Source organism: Chitinophaga sedimenti, assembly GCF_023156195.1.
Classification (GTDB): Bacteria; Bacteroidota; Bacteroidia; order Chitinophagales; family Chitinophagaceae; genus Chitinophaga; species Chitinophaga sedimenti.
The window spans coordinates 855,413-877,451 of sequence record NZ_JAKUKA010000001.1 but is presented as its reverse complement, the minus strand read 5'-3'; the positions used below and the strand labels follow the sequence as shown (position 1 = coordinate 877,451).

12 protein-coding genes and 2 pseudogenes are annotated in these 22,039 nt (G+C 52.5%); 1 reads left to right on the top strand and 13 read right to left on the bottom strand.

What is annotated here, in order from left to right; genetic code table 11:
• Window positions 1-24 precede the first annotated feature (24 nt).
• The 3 genes and pseudogenes from MKQ70_RS05075 to MKQ70_RS05065 form a co-directional block, all read right to left on the bottom strand.
• Window positions 25-960, bottom strand: a complete 936-nt coding sequence (locus tag MKQ70_RS05075) for a transglutaminase family protein (RefSeq protein ID WP_248068801.1) — start codon at window positions 958-960, stop codon at window positions 25-27.
• Between the two features lie 9 nt (window positions 961-969).
• Window positions 970-1,914, bottom strand: coding sequence for an alpha-E domain-containing protein (locus MKQ70_RS05070; protein WP_248068798.1), 945 nt, complete (start codon window positions 1,912-1,914; stop codon window positions 970-972).
• A 17-nt stretch (window positions 1,915-1,931) separates the two neighbouring features.
• Window positions 1,932-3,208 (bottom strand): annotated as a pseudogene (locus tag MKQ70_RS05065) (circularly permuted type 2 ATP-grasp protein).
• Between the two features lie 429 nt (window positions 3,209-3,637).
• On the opposite strand from MKQ70_RS05065, the gene MKQ70_RS05060 reads away from it, so the two are divergent.
• The gene (locus MKQ70_RS05060; RefSeq protein ID WP_248068795.1) at window positions 3,638-3,937 is read left to right on the top strand and encodes a hypothetical protein; all 300 of its coding nucleotides are present in this window, start codon (window positions 3,638-3,640) and stop codon (window positions 3,935-3,937) included.
• Between the two features lie 73 nt (window positions 3,938-4,010).
• Here MKQ70_RS05060 and MKQ70_RS05055 read toward each other — a convergent pair whose 3' ends face one another.
• The 10 genes and pseudogenes from MKQ70_RS05055 to MKQ70_RS05025 form a co-directional block, all read right to left on the bottom strand.
• On the bottom strand, window positions 4,011-4,334 hold the full coding sequence (locus MKQ70_RS05055) for a hypothetical protein (RefSeq protein ID WP_248068792.1): 324 nt from the start codon (window positions 4,332-4,334) through the stop codon (window positions 4,011-4,013).
• Window positions 4,315-5,451 (bottom strand): tetratricopeptide repeat protein, encoded by a 1,137-nt coding sequence (locus MKQ70_RS05050; RefSeq protein WP_248068790.1) that lies wholly within the window; start codon window positions 5,449-5,451, stop codon window positions 4,315-4,317. Before MKQ70_RS05050 ends, MKQ70_RS05055 begins: the two co-directional genes overlap by 20 nt.
• 9 nt (window positions 5,452-5,460) lie before the next feature.
• On the bottom strand, window positions 5,461-5,628 hold the full coding sequence (locus MKQ70_RS42000) for a type IX secretion system membrane protein PorP/SprF (protein ID WP_372489933.1): 168 nt from the start codon (window positions 5,626-5,628) through the stop codon (window positions 5,461-5,463).
• A complete protein-coding gene (locus tag MKQ70_RS37730) occupies window positions 5,583-5,957 on the bottom strand; it encodes a type IX secretion system membrane protein PorP/SprF (protein ID WP_282456231.1) in 375 nt (124 codons plus the stop codon). Before MKQ70_RS37730 ends, MKQ70_RS42000 begins: the two co-directional genes overlap by 46 nt.
• Entirely contained in the window at window positions 5,954-6,388 is a 435-nt protein-coding gene (locus tag MKQ70_RS37725) for a PorP/SprF family type IX secretion system membrane protein (RefSeq protein WP_282456230.1), read from the bottom strand. Before MKQ70_RS37725 ends, MKQ70_RS37730 begins: the two co-directional genes overlap by 4 nt.
• A gap of 4 nt (window positions 6,389-6,392) precedes the next feature.
• Window positions 6,393-17,987: an Ig-like domain-containing protein gene (locus MKQ70_RS05040; protein WP_248068787.1), complete on the bottom strand. Its 11,595-nt coding sequence runs from the start codon at window positions 17,985-17,987 to the stop codon at window positions 6,393-6,395.
• Window positions 17,893-20,343: a cadherin-like domain-containing protein gene (locus MKQ70_RS43710; protein ID WP_248068785.1), complete on the bottom strand. Its 2,451-nt coding sequence runs from the start codon at window positions 20,341-20,343 to the stop codon at window positions 17,893-17,895. The genes MKQ70_RS05040 and MKQ70_RS43710 overlap by 95 nt, the downstream gene beginning before the upstream one ends.
• A 27-nt stretch (window positions 20,344-20,370) precedes the next feature.
• Window positions 20,371-20,439 (bottom strand): annotated as a pseudogene (locus MKQ70_RS43705) (hypothetical protein); the annotation flags it as partial.
• On the bottom strand, window positions 20,424-21,005 hold the full coding sequence (locus tag MKQ70_RS05030; RefSeq protein WP_372490091.1) for a DUF8696 domain-containing protein: 582 nt from the start codon (window positions 21,003-21,005) through the stop codon (window positions 20,424-20,426). The pseudogene MKQ70_RS43705 and the gene MKQ70_RS05030, both read right to left, overlap by 16 nt.
• Complete coding sequence (locus tag MKQ70_RS05025) at window positions 20,972-21,952, bottom strand: DUF11 domain-containing protein (protein WP_248068781.1); 981 nt, start codon at window positions 21,950-21,952, stop codon at window positions 20,972-20,974. Before MKQ70_RS05025 ends, MKQ70_RS05030 begins: the two co-directional genes overlap by 34 nt.
• Window positions 21,953-22,039: the final 87 nt, after the last annotated feature.

Genomic DNA, 22,039 nt, shown 5'->3' with positions numbered 1-22,039 from the left:
ATACGGTAAAGATAACGAAAATAGCTATTGACCGGCCAGTGCTCCTTCAAAGGCTTCCTCCCCCGTTTCTTTTTCGCCCGCAAGGTGCACATTATTAAGCTCTTCAAAGATGTGCCCGTCTTCATAACCCACTGAAACAAACACGGAAAGGAGTTGTTTAGCCATGCCTTTGAATGTTCCCTTCACCGGGCTGCAATCCTGGAAGTACCGTCCGACCGACAATTTTACGTGCTTGTTAGTGACCCAAACATTGTTCGTGGGATCGATGCCTGCCCAGCCGAAACCGGGAATAAAGGCTTCCACCCAGGCGTGCGTGGCCCCTTCCCCGCGCATCCCGTTTTTATTCGGGCACACATACCCGCTCACATAACGGCACGGGATACCGATGCTGCGCAATACATGCAGCATCAGGTGGGCAAAGTCCTGGCAAACACCCGCCCGGTGTACCAATATCTCGTCCACCGTGGTTTCGATATTAGTAATCCCCTTGATGTACTTGAAGTTTTTGAAGATGTATTCGCCGCAACGCTCCACCACGGCAGCCACTTCGTTCCCCGCGCAACGTACGTTCTCCACGATCTCGTTCATTTCCGCCTGTGAGGTGATCCGGCCGGGACTGGCCAGCTCCAGCAGTTGCAGGTTATTGTCTACCTCTGCGGCCAATTCATCGAACCCGCTATGGAAGTTGATTTTTAATTGCGAAGATGCGGTAGTGCGTACCAGCAGGCGACTTTCGATAGAGAGCGCCTTGTGGGGTTCCAGTATGTTGAATATGCCGGTTTTACTGCCCCAATAGTCGTTAAAGGTGAGCATATCAGGTTGCCCCGTAATCACCAGGTCGTGTTGCAACACTTCCTGTTCGGCGCATTGAAATGGAAAGATGCGCACTTCGTTCATGCTTTCTTTAACCGGTTTGTCGTAGCTGTATTTCGTAACATGATGAATCCTGAAAATCGGCATAACGTCAATTTAAGCGTAAGAGAAAAAATGCTGGCTGAACTGCCCGATGAAAGACAGCAGGTCGCCGCGTAACCCGTTCAAATAAGGCTGCAGGTTCTGGTTATTCAACGTTTCCAGGTCGGTGTACCGCACCTTGGCGTCTACCCGGCCGAAACAGCGCATCAGTGCAGCGTTTTCGGAAGAGCGTGTGTGGCGCTTGAACACTTCGTCGAGGTGACGATCGATCCTCCCCAGCGAATACACCATCGAGTGTGGAAACTCCTCGTTAAACAATACCTGGTGCAGCACATTATAATTGTAATTGGCCGTACGGTAATGCTTCAAATGTGTTTCGTACCCCGACAACGGTTGCAGCAGGTAGCGCCAGTGCATAATATCCTGCGGCGATTCAATGCAGTAACCAATCTGCTCGTACTGTTTACCGGTAAGCGTAATGCTGTTCAGCGCGCGTTCGATATACTTGCCGAGGTTCATAAAAATCCAGCCCATGCCGCGCGACATGGTGATATCAGTTACCCCGGTGTAGGTTACACAGTGTTTGGTAAAGAGTTCCAGCACCTCCACCACTTGATACCCCTGGAACATCTTATGCAGTGTTTGCTGGTTCATGAGGTGGTACATCGCATTCACTTCTTCCCATACTTCCTTGGTAATATGATCCTGCACCCCGCGGGCGTTTTCACGGGCGCGGGCTACGAGATTGCGGAGCGAGTTGGCATTTTCGGTATCGGTCATCAACTTTTTAAGTGATGCGATCGTGTCATTTTCGATGTTGGCAATATCTTCAGGAGCCAGGGCGGTATACATTTCCAGCACCGGCTTCCAGGTTAAGCTGCCGTGTACGTCTTTATCCAGCGAAAGAATGTAATGCGTGGAAGCAACGCGGAGCAGGGCATCGGCCCTTTCCATATAACGGTTCAGCCAGAATAAGGAGTCGGCTATTCTACTAAGCATGAGATAAATATTTTGAATCAGTCTACTACCCAGGTGTCTTTACTACCGCCGCCCTGCGAACTGTTTACCACGAGCGAGCCTTTACGCAAAGCCACTCGGGTAAGACCTCCCGGCACGATCTGCACACCTTGCGGGCCGCAAAGCGCATATGGCCGAAGGTCCACATGCCTCGGCTGAAACACCCCATCGATGAAACATGGTACGGTCGAGAGTTTAATGATCGGCTGGGCAATGAAACTCCGCGCATCTTTCTCAATCTCCACACGTGCTTTGCTCCACTCCTCGTCCGTTACGCGATTACCCATGACCATACCGTAACCGCCGCTCTGGTTGGTGCGTTTCACCACCATATTGCCGATATTGCCGAACACGTATTCGCGGGCTTCGGCGTTATTTAACTGGTACGTAGGCACGTTGGATAAAATAGGCTCTTCGTTCAGGTAGTATTTGATCATGGCGGGCACGTATGCGTATACCGCTTTATCGTCTGCCACCCCATTACCTACCGCATTTACAATGGCCACGTTGCCCTTCCGGTACGCGCTCATGAGGCCGGGCACGCCGAGGGCGCTGTCCGGGCGGAACAGCAGCGGGTCCAGAATTCGTCGTCAATGCGGCGGTAAATCACATGCACCTGCTCCAGCCCATTTGTAGTTTTCATGTATACTTTGTGATGATCTACCAGCAAATCGCGGCCTTCTACCAGCGAAATCCCCATTTGCCGGGCCAGGAAGGTATGTTCGTAATAGGCGGCATTATAAATACCCGGCGTCAACAGCACCACGGTAGGATTGGCGATCTGGTCGGGCGCCATCTGTTTGAGGATATCGTGCAGCAGCAAGGGATAATTACTCACGCGCCGCACTTTATTCGATGTTAACAGGTCGGGGAAAATTCGTTTCGTCACCTCGCGGTTTTCTAGCATGTAACTTACGCCAGAAGGGGTTCTCAGGTTATCTTCCAGCACGTAAAAGGAACCGTCTTCGCCGCGGATCAGGTCAATGCCGGAAATGTGTACGTAAATGTCATGCGGCACTTTAATGCCAAATACTTCGCGGGTGTAGTGCGGACAGGAAGCGATCAGCGAAGCCGGCACCACACGGTCTTTCAGGATCTGTTGTTCATTGTAAATGTCTTTCAGGAACAGGTTCAGGGCCTTCAGGCGTTGCGCGATCCCCTTTTCCACATGTTCCCACTCCTTCCCCGTAATGATGCGCGGGATGATGTCGAAAGGAAAAATGCGTTCGATGCCCGCATCATCGCTGTACACGGTAAAAGTGATGCCCTGGTTCATGAACAATTCCCCGGCCAGGCGATCCTTTTGCTGGAGGGCAGCCACATCCAGCTCTTTCAGGGATGTGAAAACATGACTGTAATGGTCGCGAATCTGACGCTCGTCGCACATCTCATCCCAAATGCCATTACTGCAACTGTAGGCATCTAATAAATTCTCCAGGCTCATGTGTCGTTGGTTTGGTTAATAAAATGGTGTCGGTCAGCAGGTGGGTCGATTAAATAAACAATTATCAGAATATAAATAATCTTAAAATAATATCAACTAAAATAAGCCCAATCCCAAAAAACAAACAATATTCCAGCTATTTATTCATAAGATAGTTTAAATAATCAATTATTAATAGACATTAATAATAAATATATTCATCTGTAAACTCATCGGTTTGGCCCCAAACTTGCGTTAGAATTGCATTAAAATGGAAACAGTATGGCAGTAATCCACCAGTTCCCTGCGAGGATAAACGATAAACTGTATCAGCTTACTGTGGAGGAGAAAGTTCGGGATGGGTGGAAAGCCTATCATATTTTATATAACGACTCTTCCAGATTGTTTCAGGATTTCATCCCGAACGATCTGACGCTGATAGAAAAAGACACGGGTATTGCTTTTGAGCCAGCTATTGCCTCGCCGGAAGGTCGTGTTATTGCGCAGGAAATTTACATTGCATTAAAGGCACAAATGGGCCGCGAGTCCAATATTCAACCAGACGGCCCTGCGATGGGTTAGTTTTTTTTCGGGCACGGACCGCAACACGCTACCCAGCCCCAGTTGTGTCACTCCCTTCATCTTCTTTTCGCTATCAACGGCTCGCCTGTGCAGGCGGCGTAATGATTCCGGAAGGGTATCCCGGGCCCGTAAATTTAAAATGATACAGATCGTCTGACCCGGAGCGGTTTGAGCTAAAGTAGCCGGAATAACCATCTTTATTCAGCAACCATCCAAAGTCGTCCCGCGATGAATTTACCGGATAGCCTAAGTTGGCGACCGTACCGCCCGGCAACCCATCCTTCAGCCGGATGCAGAACACGTCCAGCCCTCCCAATCCTCCATGTCCATCCGACGAAAAGTAAAGGATTCCATCTTTGCTGACGTAGGGGAACATTTCATTTCCTTTTGTATTCACCGGACGCCCTGCATTTACGGGCGCTGACCAGCCATCTGCCGTTTTCCGGCAATACCAGATGTCGATACCGCCAAAGCCACCCGGCATATCCGATACAAAGTACAACATATCTCCGCGTTCGTTCAATGGGATGTCCTACCGAGTATTCATCACTGTTATATTTGAACGCTGTGAAATCTTTCCAGTCGCCATACCGGTAAACGGCCGAGTAAATCTTCAACCGGTTCACACCTTTCTTATCTTTTCCCACCTTGCCTCTGAAGATGTTGTTGCGGCTCATAAAAATGGTATCACCCCGACTGTTAAATGTCACGGGGCCTTCGTGAAACTTTGATTCCAGTTGTTTATTGAGGGTGGTCACGCTCTCTTTGGGCACCGGCGGCATCTCTACCGTCAACCGCACCTCCGCCGCCGGGGCAGACACCCGGCGTGTATCGTTTGCCGTTGGCCGGAACACGCCCTGGTAGCTGTCCATCGAAATCTCCGGCTCCGGTGGCGTAGCCACCTCTTTGATGATCGCAGTATCACGCACGTAATAGAGCGTCAGGAACTCGGTACGGTCCCACTCGAACGTACTGCGGCGCGCCATGGTGCGCGGACGATTACTCACGAATACCAGGCCGCCGTCCCACCACGAGGGACTGAATTCATCATACCCCGTATTAATATTCAAAAAGCTGATCGTCCAGCGGCTGGAATCGAGATAACGGTCCAGGTGCATGTAGGTATCGAGGAAGTTCCCGGCGATTTCATCCTCGCCATGTTCGTCGAGGTATTTTTCGTACCAGAGAGCAGCCTTACTGTACTGTCCATTGGCAGCCAGCAACTGTGCGTAAGGCAATACCAGCCGGCTGTTCGCCGGGGCCATCTGCACAGCCTTTTCATGCCAGCGCAAGGCGTTCTGATAATCCCTTATTTTAAAGAGGCAGTCAGCCAGTTTCATCACCACTGCCGCGTCGGCAGCATCTTTCTTCAATGCCCTCAGGTAGATCGGGATCGCGTTACGATAGCGCATGGTTGCGTACTCCCGGTCTGCCTTTTTTACTTCCTTCTGGGCCATAGTAGCGTTGCCAATCAACAACAGGATCAACAAAAATAATGTTGTAAAAAATTTCATACCGTTCGCTTAAAAATATCGTGGTGAAAGTATTTCGCCTCTTTCCCATCCAAACTCAAAACGCAGCATAATTTCATGCGTGCCCTGGTTGTATTTCACCAGTTTGGAAATACTGTGATCGTAAGCATATCCTAACCGGAACTGGCTGCCCAGCTGCAACTCGAGCAACCCGGACACCGCATCCCCGTCCTGTACGAAGCACCTACCGAAACCAGGTCCTTGATCCAGAGGTTCGCATTAATATCGGCCTCTATCGGCGCGCCCTTCACCGCCTTTACCAGCAATGATGGTTTCAGTTTGTAATCTTCGCCAAGATCAAACACATACCCTGTCATGAAAAACAGGTGCATGAAACGGTGCGCCACCACATCTGTTTTATACAAATACTGCTCTTTGCGCAGGTAGGTGCGTACGATGTTGGGAATCGAAAAGCCTGCATAAAACCGGTCGTTGTTATAATAAATACCTGCGCCGAAGCTGGGCATCATAGCGTTTACGTTCGTCATAAAGCAGGATCGTTCCCCTGATCGATAAGATCCACTTTGGTGAAGTCCGCTTTAAAATTGGTAAAGCCACCCTGCAGGCCCACCGACAGCGAACTCACATCATCCCTGAAGTTGATGCGGTAAGCATAGGTGGCGTAAAAACCGGTAGACCGGGTAATACCTATTTTATCATTAAAGGCTTGCAACCCCAACCCTATCTTTTTGTCGCGGGTAGACATATCCAGCGACACGGTCTGGGTTTCGGGCGCTCCCTCCACCCCGATCCATTGCCTGCGGTATAAAGCGGTAGCGCTCAGTGTCCCACGGCTTCCGGCATACCCGGGATTGATGGCCATGGTATTAAACATGTATTGCGTGTACATCGCATCCTGCTGTGCCTTCGCGGCCAACACCAACAGCAGCATCCCTGGTATCAATAACAGCTTTTTCATCGGATTAACGGATTATGGTGATGTAACTAACGAATTTCTCTCCTGTGGTCAGGTTCCTGACGATGTAGAAGTAAGTACCGTCCGGCACATCTTCGCCATAGCGGACGCCCGTATTACTCTTACCATTCCAGTTGTTCTGGTAATTGTCACTCCGGTACACTACGTTACCCCAGCGGTTGTAAACTTCCAGCGCAATCCTGTCGGAACCTACGCCCTGTATCACGAAGAAGTCGTTTTTACCGTCTCCGTTCGGCGAGAAACCGCCAGGTATCCTGGTCTTGATTTCCGGCAGGCCAACAGGCGTTGCGTCGCTCTCATCGGGTATACCATCGTTGTTCGTGTCAGGGTTCAGCCCTGCGGTCGACAGATCGGAAACTGCACCGCCGCCTATGGACGCGCCTCCTGCTGTCGCATGGTTATTGAATGTACCGGACTGTCCACGCGGGAACACTTTCAGGCTCAGCCTCACGGTATCGGTTACACGGGCGGCCAACGCACTGCTGTTCGTCAGCAGGTTCACGTTACCACGACCATTGTACTGTGCGTTTGCCACCAGCATACCTGTAGCCGTTACACCCGTTACCGTTACTTCCATCGGCGCCGGGAATACCGTTGATAAATCGTCGGTCAGCGTGATGTTAGTCAGCGGAATGTTACCCATGTTTCGCAGCACAAAGGTGTAAGTGAATTCGTAAGACGCATCCGGCAGCAGCTGTGGTTCAGATACGGCTTTGGACACACCGATCACAGCCCGGTTAATATCAGCGATCACGATGATGATCTTCGCCGTATCACAAAGCGCCGGTGTACCATTGTCGCACACTTTATAAATCACACTGTCCAGACCGTAGTAACCGGGGTTGGCGGTGTAGGTAACGCTGCCGTTTGCATTGATGACCAGCGTACCGTTGCGCGGTCCTGTTACCAGGCTGGCAGTCATACCCGTACGTCCGTTCGGATCGGTATCATTGGTGAGCACATTACCAGTTACTGGTGCAGGTCCGGTTACGCGCAGGGTATCATCCTTCGCATCCGGCGGCAGGTTTGGCGTAATCACGAAGCGGATGCGGGCTGTATCGCAGCGTTGCGGCGTGCCGTTATCACATACTTTGTAATCCATACTATCGGTGCCAACATAGCCTACAGCTGGTGTATACGTAAACGTACCATTCACATTGAACGTGATCGTACCATGTGCAGGCTGTGTGATCAGCGTAGCTGTCATCGGATTATTGTCCGGATCGCGGTCGTTGCTCAGCGCATTGCCAGTAACAGGTTGCGGACTGTACGTGCGTGCCGTATCATCCACTGCCAGCGGTGCACGGTTACCCTGTCCCACTACGATCACCAGCCGGCCTGTATCGCAACGCTGCGGCGTACCATTATCACAAACGCGGTAGTCCGCAAAATCGGTACCGGTAAAGCCGGCTGCCGGTGTGTAAGTGAAGCTGCCGTTCGCGTTCAGCGTCAGCGTACCATTTGCCGGTGCGGTGATCACCGTAGCCGTCAGCGTGTTACCATCCGGATCCATATCATTGGTCAGTACATTGACAGTGGCCGGTGTTTGATTATCTGTACGTACCGTATCATTATTAGCGATCGGCGCACGGTTGCCGTTCACCACCAGGAAGATCACCCTGGCCGTATCACAACGTGACGGTGTACCGTTGTCGCAAACTTTATAATCAATGAAGTCTGTTCCAATATAACCCGGATCCGCGGTGTAGGTGAAGCTGCCGTCTGCATTCAGTACTACCGTACCGCTGGCCGGTGCTGTTACCAGTGAAGCCGTCAGCGCGTTACCGTCAGGACCGCTGTCATTCGCCAGTACATTACCGGTGGCAGGCTGCAGATTATTTACACTCACCGTATCATTATTAGCGATCGGTGCACGGTTGCCGCTCACGACCACAAACACCACACGAGCGGTATCGCAAAGCGACGGCACACTATTATCACAAACCTGGTAAACCATCGCATCGTTGCCCGTGAAGCCAGGATTAGCCGTATAAGTGAAGCTGCCATTCGCATTCAGCACTACCGTGCCAGTGGCCGGCGCCGTTACCAGCGAAGCAGTTAACGTATTGCCATCCGGATCGTTGTCGTTCGTCAGGACATTGCCGGTCGCAGGCAGCAGGTTATTTACACTGATGGTGTCATTATTCGCGACCGGCGCCTGGTTACCCTGTGTAACGAAGATCAGCACCTTCGCCGTATCACAAAGTGATGGCGTACCATTATCACAAATCCTGTACAGCATGCTGTCACGGCCGGTAAAGCCGGCAGCCGGGGTGTAAGTCAGCGAACCATTCTGTTCTCTTACCACTGTACCATGAGCCGGTTGCGTTACGATCGAAGTGGTAAGCGTATTGAAATCCGGATCACTATCGTTCGCTGCTACATTACCTGTTACCGCGGTACCGATATTCGTGCGCAACGTATCATCCACCGCTACCGGTTTCAGGTTGCCCTGTCCTACGATGATGAATACATAAGCCGTATCGCACAATACCGGCGTACCGTTATCACACACCTGGTAAACAGCCGTATCGATACCCACAAAACCTGCATCCGGCATGTAGGTCGCACTACCGAACCCATTCACTACCATTTGCCCGTGCGCAGGTTGTTGCAGCAGCGTCGCACTCAGGATCGTATTACCATTCGGGTCGGTATCATTTGCCAGCAGGTTGCCTGTCACCATTTGCGACGACAATGTGCGCAGCGTATCATTTCTTGCGAATACCGGTTGATTCGGCACCTGCAGTACAACGATCGCCGTATCGCAAAGGGCTGGTGAACCATTGTCGCAAACCTGGTAACGGATCGTTACCGTACCCGTAAAGGTATTATCCGGCGTGTACGTGAAGCTGCCGTTGCCATTCGTTTGTATCGTACCACTTGACGGCGCATTCAACAGCGAAACCGTCAGTGCATCTCCGTTCGGATCGACGTCGTTATTCAGCACATTAAAGGTTACAGGCTGCGGCACTGTTACCAATACCGTGTCATTTACCGCTACAGGCGGTTGATTAGCCAGCACGAACAACACTTTTGCCGTATCGCAGGCAGACGGCGTTCCGTTATCGCAAACGCGATAAACCAGACTATCAAGCCCTTTATAACCTGCACTAGGTGTATAAATGAAGCTGCCATCGGCATTCAGCACCACCGTACCGTTCACCGGCGCAGTTACCAGCGAGGCGGTCATCTCATCCCCTTCCGGCTCGTAATCATTAACGAGTACATTGCCGGTAATTGGACCTGTACCATTGGCAATTACCGTATCCGAATTAGCTACGGGCGCATCATTCACAGATGCTACCACAAAATGCAAGACCGCTGTACTACAAAGCGACGGCGTTCCATTATCGCACACCTGGTAAATCATGCTGTCAAGGCCATAGAAGTCCGCATCAGGCGTATAAGTGAAGCTACCATCAGCATTCAGCACAACTGTACCGCTTTCCGGAGCAGCTACCAGCGAAGCTGTCAGCGCATCCCCTTCAGGATCTGAATCGTTCGTCAGCACATTACCCGTAACCGGTGTATCCTCGTTCGTATTGACTACATCATTTACAGCCACCGGCGGATCATTTTCCGGTATGATCGAGAAAATCACCACCGATCTACTACAGAGACTACCGCCGTCACAGATTTGATAAGTGATACTGTCAAGGCCGTTGTAGTCGGCCGCAGGCGTATATTCAAAGTCGCCATTAGGCCTGAAGATGATCGTTCCATGTATCGGGCCGGTAATCATAGATGCTTCCAGCGCGTCACCGTCCGGATCCACATCATTGCTCAACACATTGCCAGGCGTCGGCGTATCTTCATTCACCGTTACCGTATCACGTACAGCGATCGGACGGTCGTTCACAGCTGAAATCGGGAAGCGAACCACGCCAGTGTCACAGCGACCGCTGTTGTTACATACCCTGTATACAAGACTATCCAAACCATTATAATTAGCGCCTGGCGTGTAGGTGAAGCTGCCATTGGCATTGAACACCAATGTACCGTGGACAGGGTTGCCTATTACGGTGGCCGTTAACGTTCCGCCATCCGGATCGATATCGTTGGACAGGACGTTGCCCGTTGTTGGTGTATCCTCGACTACAGGGATGGTGTCCGGTACAGCGATCGGTGCATCGTCCACTGCGGATATTGCGAAGCGAACTACGCCAGTGTCACAGAGACCACTATTGTTACATACGCGGTATACGAGACTATCCAGACCGTTGTAGTTGGTGGCTGGTGTGTACGTGAAGCTGCCATTGGCGTTGAATACCAGTGTACCGTGGACAGGGTTGCCTATAACGGTAGCGGTTAGCGTTCCGCCATCCGGATCGATATCGTTCGACAGGGCGTTGCCAGAAGCCGGGGTATCTTCCACCACCGCAACCGTATCATTCACGGCAACTGGATCATCATTCACTGCCGAGATGGCAAATCTTACCAAACCTGTATCGCACAGAGACGGCGTACCATTGTCACAAACGCGATACACCAGGCTATCAGATCCATTATAATTCGCATTAGGCGTATAAGTGAAGCTACCATCAGCATTCAGCACCACAGTGCCATTAACAGGCGCAGTAACCAAAGAAGCCGTCAGCGCATTACCCTCAACATCCGTATCATTCGTCAATACATTACCCGTAGCCGGCGTATCCTCTACAACAGCCACATTATCATCTACCGCAACAGGAGCATCATTCACCGCAGAAACACTAAATCGAACCACACCTGTATCACACAACGAAGGCGTACCGTTATCACAAACCTGGTAAACCAGGCTATCGAGACCATTGTAATTCGCATTCGATGTATAAGTAAAGCTACCGTCGGCATTCAGCACAACCGTACCATTAACCGGAGCCGTCAACAACGAAGCTGTCAGCGCATTACCCTCAATATCGGTATCATTGGTCAACACATTACCCGTAGCCGGCGTATCTTCCACAACAGCAGCGGTATCGTCCACCGCAACCGGGGCATCATTTACGTTAATCACGGTAAATCTTACGATACCGGTATCGCATAATACAGGCGCGCCATTATCGCATACGCGGTAGCGCATACTGTCTGCACCGGTATAGTTGGCATTCGGCGTATAAGTAAAGCTGCCATCGGCATTCAGCACTACGGTACCATTAACTGGGGCCATCACCAGCGAAGCGGTCAGCGCGTCGCCGTCGATATCGGTGTCATTGGTTAATACGTTACCTGTTGCCGGGGTATCTTCTGTCACATTCACGTTATCGGTAACCGCCACCGGACGGTCATTCACATTCTGTACATTAAAGGTGATGTTTGCCGAATCGCAGAGGCCCCCGGTGTCGCAGACCTGGTACACGACACGGTCAATGCCGATGAAGGAGATGTTGGGCGTGTACGTGAAGCTGCCATCCGGGTTCAGCACTATCACACCATTGCCCGGACCAGTTACCACACCCGTTGTAAGCGGATCATTATCGGGATCACTGTCGTTAGTCAGAACGTTGCCTGACACAGCTGTGCGTTCGTTCAGGGTGTACACGTTATCTACACCAATGGGCGGATCATTTACGGAATTCACCGTAATGTATACCGTGCCCGTATCGCGGGCGCCGGCGGCATCGTATACGACGTACCAGAAGGTATCTACGCCATGATAGTTCGGACTTGGGGTATACAGGAAGGAGTTATTGCTATTTACACTGAGGGTACCGTTCGACGGGGTGCGGAGGATGGTGACATTCAGCACATCGTTTTCATCCACGTCCACGTCGTTGGCCAATACACCCGGACTGGGCACACTCAGGGCGATGTCTTCATTGGTTGTGTAATAGTCATCGGCAGCTACCGGCGCATCATTTCTTGGTTCGATGATCAGGCGGATCAAACCGGTGTCGCACAGCCCTCCCGGGTCGCAAACTTCGTACTGGATGCTATCCACGCCATTGAAGTTTGGAAGCGGACGATAGGTATAAGTTCCGTCAGGGTTGGCAGTGAAAGTGCCTTTCGTGAGGTTACCGATAGGGTGCCCCGTCAGCACGTCGCCGTCTACGTCAATATCGTTGATCAACGCCACACTTGGCGGGAAAGTAATCACGGTATCTTCGGCACGGGTAAATATGTCGTCCACCGCTATCGGGCGGTCATTTACCGGGGTGATACTGATATAGATTTTAGCGGTATCGCAAAGACCGTTTGCTTTGCAGATCTGGTAAACGGCGCTGTCGCGACCGTTATAGTCCTGTGCCGGTGCGTACTGCAGGTTGCCGTTGGCGCTGAGCGTAATCTGGCCGTGTTGGGTCGGCGCTACGATGCTCGCGGTTAACACGTCGCCATCCGGGTTGGTGTCGTTGGCCAGTATGCCCGGGGCAGGTACGTTCAGTACGTTATCTTCCGCGGTTACCAGTGAATCGCTGTTCGCAACCGGGTAGTCGTCCACGGCGGTTACATTGATCACTACAGTAATAATACCACAGGATTGTGGTGAACCGCTATCGCAAACGTTCACCGTAAATGCATCCTGCCCGTTGAAGTCGGGGTTCGGTGTATAGGTGAAGCTGCCATCCGGGTTCAGTACGAGGGTACCAGATGTTGGACTATCGACGAGCGTCGCGGTCAGTGGATCGCCATCGGGATCGGAGCTATTTCCCAATACACCCGGAGCTCCTGCGGTCAGCGGAGTATCTTCAGTTGCTGCGAAGGTGATGCCAGCCACTACCGGCGGGTCATTTACAGGAATCACATCAAAATAAACGAAGGAAGTATCGCAGGCGCCCTGGATATCGCAAAGCGAGAACAATACACTATCCCGGCCGTTGAAGTTCTGGTCAGGGGTGTACGTGAAGCTGCCATCGGGGTTCAATGTGAACGTGCCATGATATGGACCTGTTACCACGGCGGCTACGATGTCTTCTCCATCCGGATCTTTATCATCCCCGATAATGCCCGGCGCCGGCTCTGTCAAAGGCTGATCTTCGGTTACGGTATAGAATACCGGGGTTGCAACAGGCGCATCATTCACCGGTGTGATAATCAACCTTATCAAACCAGTATCACAAAGTCCTCCCGGATCGCATACCACGTAATAGATACTATCAACACCGTTAAAATTCGGTGCCGGCCGGTAGGTATACGTACCATCCGGATTCGTAGTAAATGTGCCATTGGCAAGATAACCAAGCGGGGTCCCCGTCAGTACATCGCCATCCGGATCATAATCATTGGCTAAAATCACCGCAGGCGGGAAGGTAATCACCGTATCTTCTGACCGGGTAAACACATCATCTACTGCTACCGGCCTGTCATTTACCGGTTGCACCACCAGTCGGACCACGGCTGTATCACAAGCGCCGGCAACATCGCAGGCACGGTAAGTAAAGGAATCTACGCCATTAAAATCCCGATTAGGCGTGTAAACAAATGAGCCATTGGTATTCAGTACCAGCTGGCCATTCGCTGTTTCCACTATTGTGGATGCCAGCGCCTCTCCGTCCGGATCGTTATCGTTTGCCAATACCCCGTTGGCAGCATCGATTGTGAGTATATTATCTTCCAACAAGTTGTAGGTATCCCCAAGCGCTATAGGGGCGTCATTTCTAGCCTGGATAATCAACACGATATGGCCGGTGTCGCAAAGCGACGGCGTACCGTTGTCGCACACCACATAATCGATGTAATCTGTACCGATGAAGTTTGGTGCAGGCCTGTAAGTATAAGTACCATCGGGATTAGCCGTGAACGTACCGTTGCTCAGTGAGCCAATCGGGTACCCGCTAAGCACATCCCCATCCACATCAATATCGTTGGCCAGCACGACGGCAGGCGGGAACGTAATCACCGTGTCTTCCGCACGATAGAAGGTATCCGGCACCGCTATTGGCCTGTCATTTACCGGGAATACTGTGATATAGGCTTTAGCGATCGCACAGGCGTTGCTAACATCGCAGGCACGGTACGTGAAGCTATCTATTCCATTGAAGTCACGGAGCGGCGTATAGATAAAGGAGCCATTCGAGTTCAGCGTCAGCTGTCCGCGTGTTGGCGTCACGAGTGTAGCCACGATGGGCTCGCCATCAACATCGGAATCGTTGTTCAGCACACCGCCCGCAGATGCCACCGCCAGGGTATTATCTTCATTTACGGTATAATTATCATTGCCCGCCACCGGCACATCATTGACAGGTGTTACCGTTATAATCAGCCTCCCGGTATCGCAAAGCGACGGTGTGCCGTCATCACAAACCGAATAAAGCAGCACGTCCTGCCCGAAGTAATTCGGGTTAGGCGTATAGGTATAACCGCCGGTGTTATTGATCACGATCGTACCGAAGGTAGTGGTTGTTAATGTAGTATAGGTAAGCGTATTACCCTCTACATCCTGTGCAGCCGTAATCTGGCCGCTGACAGGCGTATCTTCGGCTGTAGACACGCTATCCTGCGCAGCTACCGGCGCATCATTTACCGGCCTGATGGTAATGGTAACAGTACCCACATCGCAAGCATTGTTCGCATCGCACACATTATAAGTAAACTGATCGGTGCCGTTATAGTTCAGGTTCGGAATATAAGTGAACGAGCCATCTGCATTCAGCGTTACGGCACCATTTGCAGGAGGTGTGGCCAGGGAGGCAGACAAGGTGGTATTATCCGGATCGGTATCGTTCGCCAGCACACCAATGGATGCCGGGATCACCAGGACAGCATCCTCTCCCACCGAGTATTCCGGACGGTTGTCATCCACCGCTACCGGCGGATCATTATCTTCCCCTACATTGATGATGATATTCGCCGTATCACACGCGCCGCCCGGATCGCAAACGCGGTAAGATATGATGATGGTGCCCGTTGTATCAGTAGTTGGCGTGAAGTTGAGCGCTCCATCCGGCTGTAAGGTCAGCGTTCCTTTTGTGGCCGGAATAGTGCCGATCAGCGTAACCGTCAACGGATCCCCGTCTACATCCACATCGTTGGCCAATACACCTGGCGCCGGTACATTCAGCGGCGTATCTTCCGGGGTATTGTATTCATCATCCCGGGCCTGCACGGTATCATTCACCGGTGTAATGTTCAATGTCACTGTAGCCGTCGCACAAGCGCCGCCTGGATCACATACCCGGTAAGTGAAGCTGTCTACCCCATTCACATCCGCATTCGGGATGTATGCAAAGGCTCCATTCGCGTTCAGCGTCAGTGCACCTTTGGTCGGAGCAACGGTCAAACTCACCGTCAGCGGATCGCCGTCCGGATCGGTGTCATTGCTTAATACGCCTGGCACTCCCACGTTCAGCGGGGTATCTTCCGTTAAGGTGTAAGTATCATTCACAGCCAGGGGAATATCATTCGTGGCATTTACCACGATCCTTACCACACCCGGCGTGCAGGCGCCCGACGGATCACAGGCGCGATAGGTAAAGCTATCCAGTCCGTTGAAATCCGGGTTAGGTGTATAGGTGAATCCTCCGTTCGCATTCATCACTACAGTGCCATGTGCGGCCTGTACCAACAGCGATGCGGTCATGGTCTCCCCGTCTGCTTCCGCATCATTCAGCAACACGCCCGCTGCCGGCACGGTCAGTACCACATCCTCATCCACTGAGTAGTTGTCGTTCGCCACTACCGGTGCGTCATTCACCGCCGTAATGTTTATCGTTACCGTTGCGGTATCGCAAAGTGACGGTGCTCCATTATCGCACACACGATACACGAAACGGTCGATGCCATTATAGTTAGCTGCCGGTGTGTACAGGAAGCTGCCGTTTGCATTAATGGTGAGCGTACCGTGTGTTGGCGGGACTGCGATGCTGGCCGACAAGGTCTGGCCCTGATCAGCATCGGTATCGTTCGCCAGCAATCCGGGCGTAGCAATGTTCAGTGGAGTATCTTCCGCCGTGGTGTAATTATCGTCTCCCGCTACCGGCGCATCTGCCTCCGGTGTTACGGTAATAATGGCCAGCGCGGTATCACAAAGTGAAGGCGTGCCGTTATCACAGGCGCGGTAAACGAAAGTATCGGGACCGTTATAATTCGGAGCGGGTGTATACACAAAGCTGCCATCCGCATTCAGTGTAAGTGTACCATGTGATGGCAGTCTTACAACAGATGCAGTCAACGGATCACTATCAATATCTGTATCATTGAACAGCACACCGCTGGCGGCAATAGTCAGTGTTGCATCTTCCGAAACGGCGTAGGCATCATTCACGGCATCCGGCGCGTCATTCACGGCATTTACCGTCAGTCGGACAGTTGCCGTTGCACAGGCCCCCGAACCATCACAGGCGCGATAGGTAAAGGAATCCAGCCCGTTATAATTAGCGGCAGGCGTATAAACAAAGCTGCCATTGCTGTTTACAGTAAGTGTACCGTGCTTCGGTGCGGTGCCCAGGCTGGCATTCAATACGTCGCCATCGGCATCGGTATCGTTGGCCAGCAGACCCGGCGCTGCGATATTCAGTAGTACGTCTTCAGAAAGTGTATAGGTATCGTTTGCCGCCACCGGTGCATCATTTACCGGCGTAACCGTAATCGTAGCCGTTGTGGTATCGCACAGTCCTGCCGGATCGCATACGCGGTAACGGAAGCTCGTCGCGCCATTAAAATTAGGGGCAGGTACAAACGTAAAACCGCCATTGGCATTCAGGGTAAGGGTACCATTAGGAGGTGCAGATACAAGTGATGCCGTCAGCGCATCGCCGTCCACATCACGGTCGTTGAACATCACACCCGGCGCAGCCACCGTCAGTGAGCTGTCTTCAGTAATCGTGTAGGCATCCGCAGTGGCTACCGGGCGATCGTTTACGGCCGTCACCGTAAAGCTTACCAGGCCGGTATCGCAGGCGCCCGCATTATCACAAACGCGGTAACTGTACGCATCCGGACCATTGTAATTCGCGGCCGGCGTATACACGAAGCTGCCATTACTGTTCAGTGTAAGCGTGCCGTGTGCCGGGTTGGCGAGTACGCTCACCGTGAGCGGATTACCATCGACATCCGAATCATTGGTCAGCACACCCGGTGCGGCCACGGTCAATGTGCCATCTTCGGCGATCGTATAGGTATCATCCCCTGCTACCGGCGCGTCATTTACGGGGTTGATGGTGAAGGTCACCAGGCCGGTATCGCAGCGCTGCGGTGCACCATTGTCGCATACGCGGTAAGTAAACTGGTCCGTACCGTTGTAGTTCGCCGCCGGCGTATAGGTAAAGCTGCCATTTGCATTCAGCGTCAGCGTACCGTGCTGCGGACCAGCCACTACGGCCACAGTCAGCGGATCTCCGTCCACATCGGAATCATTCGAGAGTACGCCCGGGGCATTTACCGTAATCGGCGCATCTTCATTCAACGTGTAATTGTCATCTACTGCTACCGGCGCGTCGTTCACCGCTGTCACGGTGATGTTTACGGTGCCGGTACGACATGCGCCTGAGCCATCGCAGGCGCGGTAAGTGTAACTGTCTGGCCCGTTATAATTAGCAGCGGGTGTATAGATAAAGCTACCGTTGGCATTAAATGTAAGTGTCCCATGTTGTGGTTGTGTTACGATGGCGGCCGTCAGTACATCGCCGTCCGGAGCTGTCGTTTGCCAATACGCCCGGCGCATTTACGCTCAGCGGTACATCTTCAGCAGTGGCGTAAGTATCATTTACGACAATCGCAGTATCATTTACCGGCGTTACAGTAATCGTTACCAGGCCGGTATCACAAAGCTGTGGCGTACCATTGTCGCACAGGCGATACGTAAAGTTGTCGATGCCATTGTAGTTGGCGGCTGGTGTATACACGAACGAACCGTTCGCATTAAAACTCAGTGTACCATGCGCCGGCTGCGCAATTACCGATACGGTCAACGCATCATTGTCCGGATCGGAATCATTGGTGATCAAGCCCGGAGCAGCCACTGTTAGCGGAATATCTTCCGCGGTATTGTACGCATCATCGATTGCCAGTGGTTTATCATTTACCGGGGTAATGTTGATGGTTACTGTTGCGGACGAGCAGGCGCCGCTTGCATCGCAGGCATTGTACGTAAAGTTGTCGACGCCATTCGCATTTGCGTTCGGTGTGTACACGAACGAGCCATTTGTATTCAGCGTCAGCGTACCTTTTGTCGGACCAGTTACCAGCGAGGCTGCGAGCTGATCACCGTCCGCATCGGTATCGTTGGTGAGCACACCTGCGGCCGGTACCGTCAGCGTGTTGTCTTCCAATACGGTATAAATATCGCCATCCGCCACCGGTGCGTCATTCACGTTACCAACATCGATGGTTACCGACGCGGTATCACAGGTATTAGCGGCATCACATACTTTGTAGGTGAATACATCGGGTCCCACGAAACCTGCCCTTGGCGTATATACGAGCGAGCCGTCAGAATTGATGACCAGCGTGCCGTTGGCGGGGAAGGTTACAACACTGGCCGACAACTGCTCGCCATCCGGATCGTAATCGTTCGCCAGCAGGCCTGGCGGCGGGAGGTTCAGCGCCTGGTCCTGCAGGGCGTTGATTTTATCATCACCCGCTATGGGCGCATCGTTCACCGGTGTAATCGTAATCGATACGGTAGCGGTATTCGATACAGTACCCAGGTTGTCTTTAATTGTATAACTGAAATTATCCGTGCCATTATAATCGGCTGCCGGAGCATAGGTCACTGTATTATTGGCATTTACGGTCAAGGTACCGTGAGCGGGTTCTGTCACGATTACAACGCTGCCTGGCTGCAGGGTACCGTCCGGATCACTGTCGTTCGCGGCCACGTTAATGATCACCTGGGTATCCTCACTGGTGGTTACCACGTCGTTCTGCGCTACCGGCGCCGCATTGATGGTTATCACCACCTCATCCACCGAAGCGGCGCAGGGTGCGTTGCTGATCGTCCAGCGGAACGTGTAGCTTCCCGCTATTAATCCGCTTACGCGCGTTCCCGGCTGTGTCGGATTCTGTATAGTGGCGGTATTGGGACCGGATACCTGTGTCCAGGCGCCAACACCCACTGTGGGCGCATTACCGGCGAGCGTTACTACCGTTGCATTCAGCGGGCCCTGGTCGGGACCGGCATTCGAAGCGGTAGGACCAGCAGTCACCGTAATCTGTACGATGTTGCTCGCTACTTCGCCACAGGCGCCGGAACTTACTATCCTTCTGTAAATCGTGTTCTGCGTTAAAGTGCCGGGCGCGTAGTTTTGCCCGGTATTGGTACCGCCGGCTGCTGCGAAGTTCGCTGCACCTGTAGTGCTGCTTTCCCATCGATAGCTAAATGTACCGCTGCCGCCGGTGGGCAAAGCCCCGTTAAGCGCAGCAGGCGCGCTGCCGGAACAGATCGTTTGCGCGGCAGATATCGTGTTGTTGCTGATAGCCGGGTTGATCGTCACCGTCACTACATTACTGATTGCATCGGCACAGGCATCGGACCGAACGATGCGACGGAAATAAGTGGTAGTCGACAATGCCGGCGCATCATAAGTAGCGGTAGTCGCGCCGCTGATGTCGGCGAAGCCGGTGCTGGCGCTGGTAGTTGAACTTTGCCATTGATAGCTATAAGTACCGTTACCGCCCGTTGGTGCGGCTGTAGCCGTGAATATCGCCGGATCACCGCTGGCACAGAAGGCTTGCGACGCTCCGATACTGCCGGGTGTAACACCCGGCGTTACGGTGACAGTGATAACATTGCTGTTCGCATCTGCACATCCGCTGGAGCTTACTACCCTGCGGAAGTAAGTGGTGGCCGATACTACCGGCGCATCGTAGGTAGCGGCAGTGGCTCCGGCAACGTTGGTAAACGTTACGTTATCCGCGGAACTTTGCCACTGGTAGGTATACGTACCATTGCCGCCGGTAGGCGCCACTGATTGTGTAAATACCGCCGGGTCACCGCTTACGCAGAACGTCTGATTAGTGCCCACTGTGCCCGAAGTGAGTGCGGCGTTTACCGAAATGGTGATTACATTGCTGTTCACCGGCGTGGTACAAGTGCCCGAAGTTACCTGTCGCCTGTAATATACTGTTACTGCTGCTGGCGGCGGATCATATGCCTGTGCTACCGCTCCGCTGATATTATTCCGGTGTTGTTATCCGTGCTGCTTTGCCATTGGTAAATATAGCTTCCATTACCGCCCGTTGGTGTTGTACCGTTGATGATTTCCGCATTACCCGAACCGCAGAACAAGGTCGTAGCGGGCGCTGTAACAGTATTATTGCCAATCGCGGACTGTACCGTTGCCGTAATTACGTTACTGGAAAGGGGCGTGCTGCAACCACCTGATGTTACCTGCCTCCTGTAATATGTGGTGGCCGTAATGACCGGCGGATCGTAAGAGGCAGCCGTGGCGCCGCTGATATTCGTGAACGTAACGTTGTCCGCAGCGCTCTGCCATTGATAAACATAACTACCGGTGCCGCCTGTCGGTGTTGATCCGTTGATTATCGCCGGATCGCCGGACGCACAGAAAGTTACCACTGCGGGTGCGGTTACGGTGTTACTTGCGAGCGCCGGCAGTACCGTGATATTTACCGTGGCACTGCTTGGCGTACAGGCGCCGCTGGAAATCGTCCAGCGGAATTGATAGGTACCGGTAACAAGCCCTGTTACCGTTGAATTATTTGCGGTTGGCGTAGTAATGGTGGCGGTGTTGGGACCGCTGACCTGTGTCCAGTACCGGTGCCCGCAGTAGGCGTATTACCCGCGAGCGTAGTGGAGGTAACGGCACACAGAGACTGATCTGTACCGGCATTAGCGGTAGTTGGTACCGGGCTGACTACCAGGGAGGAGGTCTTGATATTATTACATCCTACCCCGGAAGGCGCACTATCACACTCTCCCTGCGGATCTGTAGGTGTGGCGGCATCCGGATTGGTGGCATCCGGGTCGGTTACGTCGGCGGGACGCATGATACTCGCCACAGCGTTTAGATTGCCGCCGCTGGGTACGGAGGTTATTGTACCGGAGAAGGTAATGGTAAACGTACCCGCGTTATTCATCGTTAAGATAGCATCATATTGCGTAGCGGTAGCGGATGACGCGGTGACGGTAGTGCCCGATAAAGTTGGTGTGCCGAAGGAGACGCCGGTAAGGTTGGCAGGAACAGTAATACGGGCTTTTGCCCCGGTTACGGCACTCGGACCATTATTGCGCATTACGACCGTATAGGACACACTTTGCCCTACGCACAGGGCTGTGGTGTTTGGCGTGATGCTCACCGTTTCTAAATCTGCCTCCCGCAGTACGATCGCGACGGACGAAGTGAGTGGCGTGTTCGTGGTGTAAGTCCATGTATCGAGTATTACTTCGTTACCGAAATCGGAGGAACTATATGCGGTGGAGCCCCACTTATGCCCGTTTATGGTGCTGTTCACCCCGTCGATCGTGGTTTTGACCGGATTGGAAGAAGTTCCGGTAAACGTAATATCAGTATCGTCCCAATAGACGATACTGTTCTGATTTGCGCCGTTCGTTCGGGTGATAATAATGCCGTTAACATTATTTTCTACATCAATAAAGGGGAAGTGTACTTCCCCGGTGAATAATAACACACGCATGTTGACGGACGTACTGCCGCTTGTTGTCACTTTGCCCCCTGCCCGTTTAAACCGTCCCAGAACACGGTATTGGCGCCGACGACGGCCGTTCCCGTCAGGCGGCGATCCACGGCATCC

Bases quoted from the DNA above. Each gene is read 5' to 3' on its own strand.
- MKQ70_RS05050 (WP_248068790.1), bottom strand. From the start codon at position 5,451: ATGAAATTTTTTACAACATTATTTTTGTTGATCCTGTTGTTGATTGGC.
- MKQ70_RS05060 (WP_248068795.1), top strand. From the start codon at position 3,638: ATGGCAGTAATCCACCAGTTCCCTGCGAGGATAAACGATAAACTGTAT.
- MKQ70_RS05040 (WP_248068787.1), bottom strand. From the start codon at position 17,987: ATGCGCCGGGCGTATTGGCAAACGACAGCTCCGGACGGCGATGTACTG.
- MKQ70_RS05075 (WP_248068801.1), bottom strand. From the start codon at position 960: ATGCCGATTTTCAGGATTCATCATGTTACGAAATACAGCTACGACAAA.
- MKQ70_RS05070 (WP_248068798.1), bottom strand. From the start codon at position 1,914: ATGCTTAGTAGAATAGCCGACTCCTTATTCTGGCTGAACCGTTATATG.
- MKQ70_RS37725 (WP_282456230.1), bottom strand. From the start codon at position 6,388: ATGAAAAAGCTGTTATTGATACCAGGGATGCTGCTGTTGGTGTTGGCC.
- MKQ70_RS37730 (WP_282456231.1), bottom strand. From the start codon at position 5,957: ATGACGAACGTAAACGCTATGATGCCCAGCTTCGGCGCAGGTATTTAT.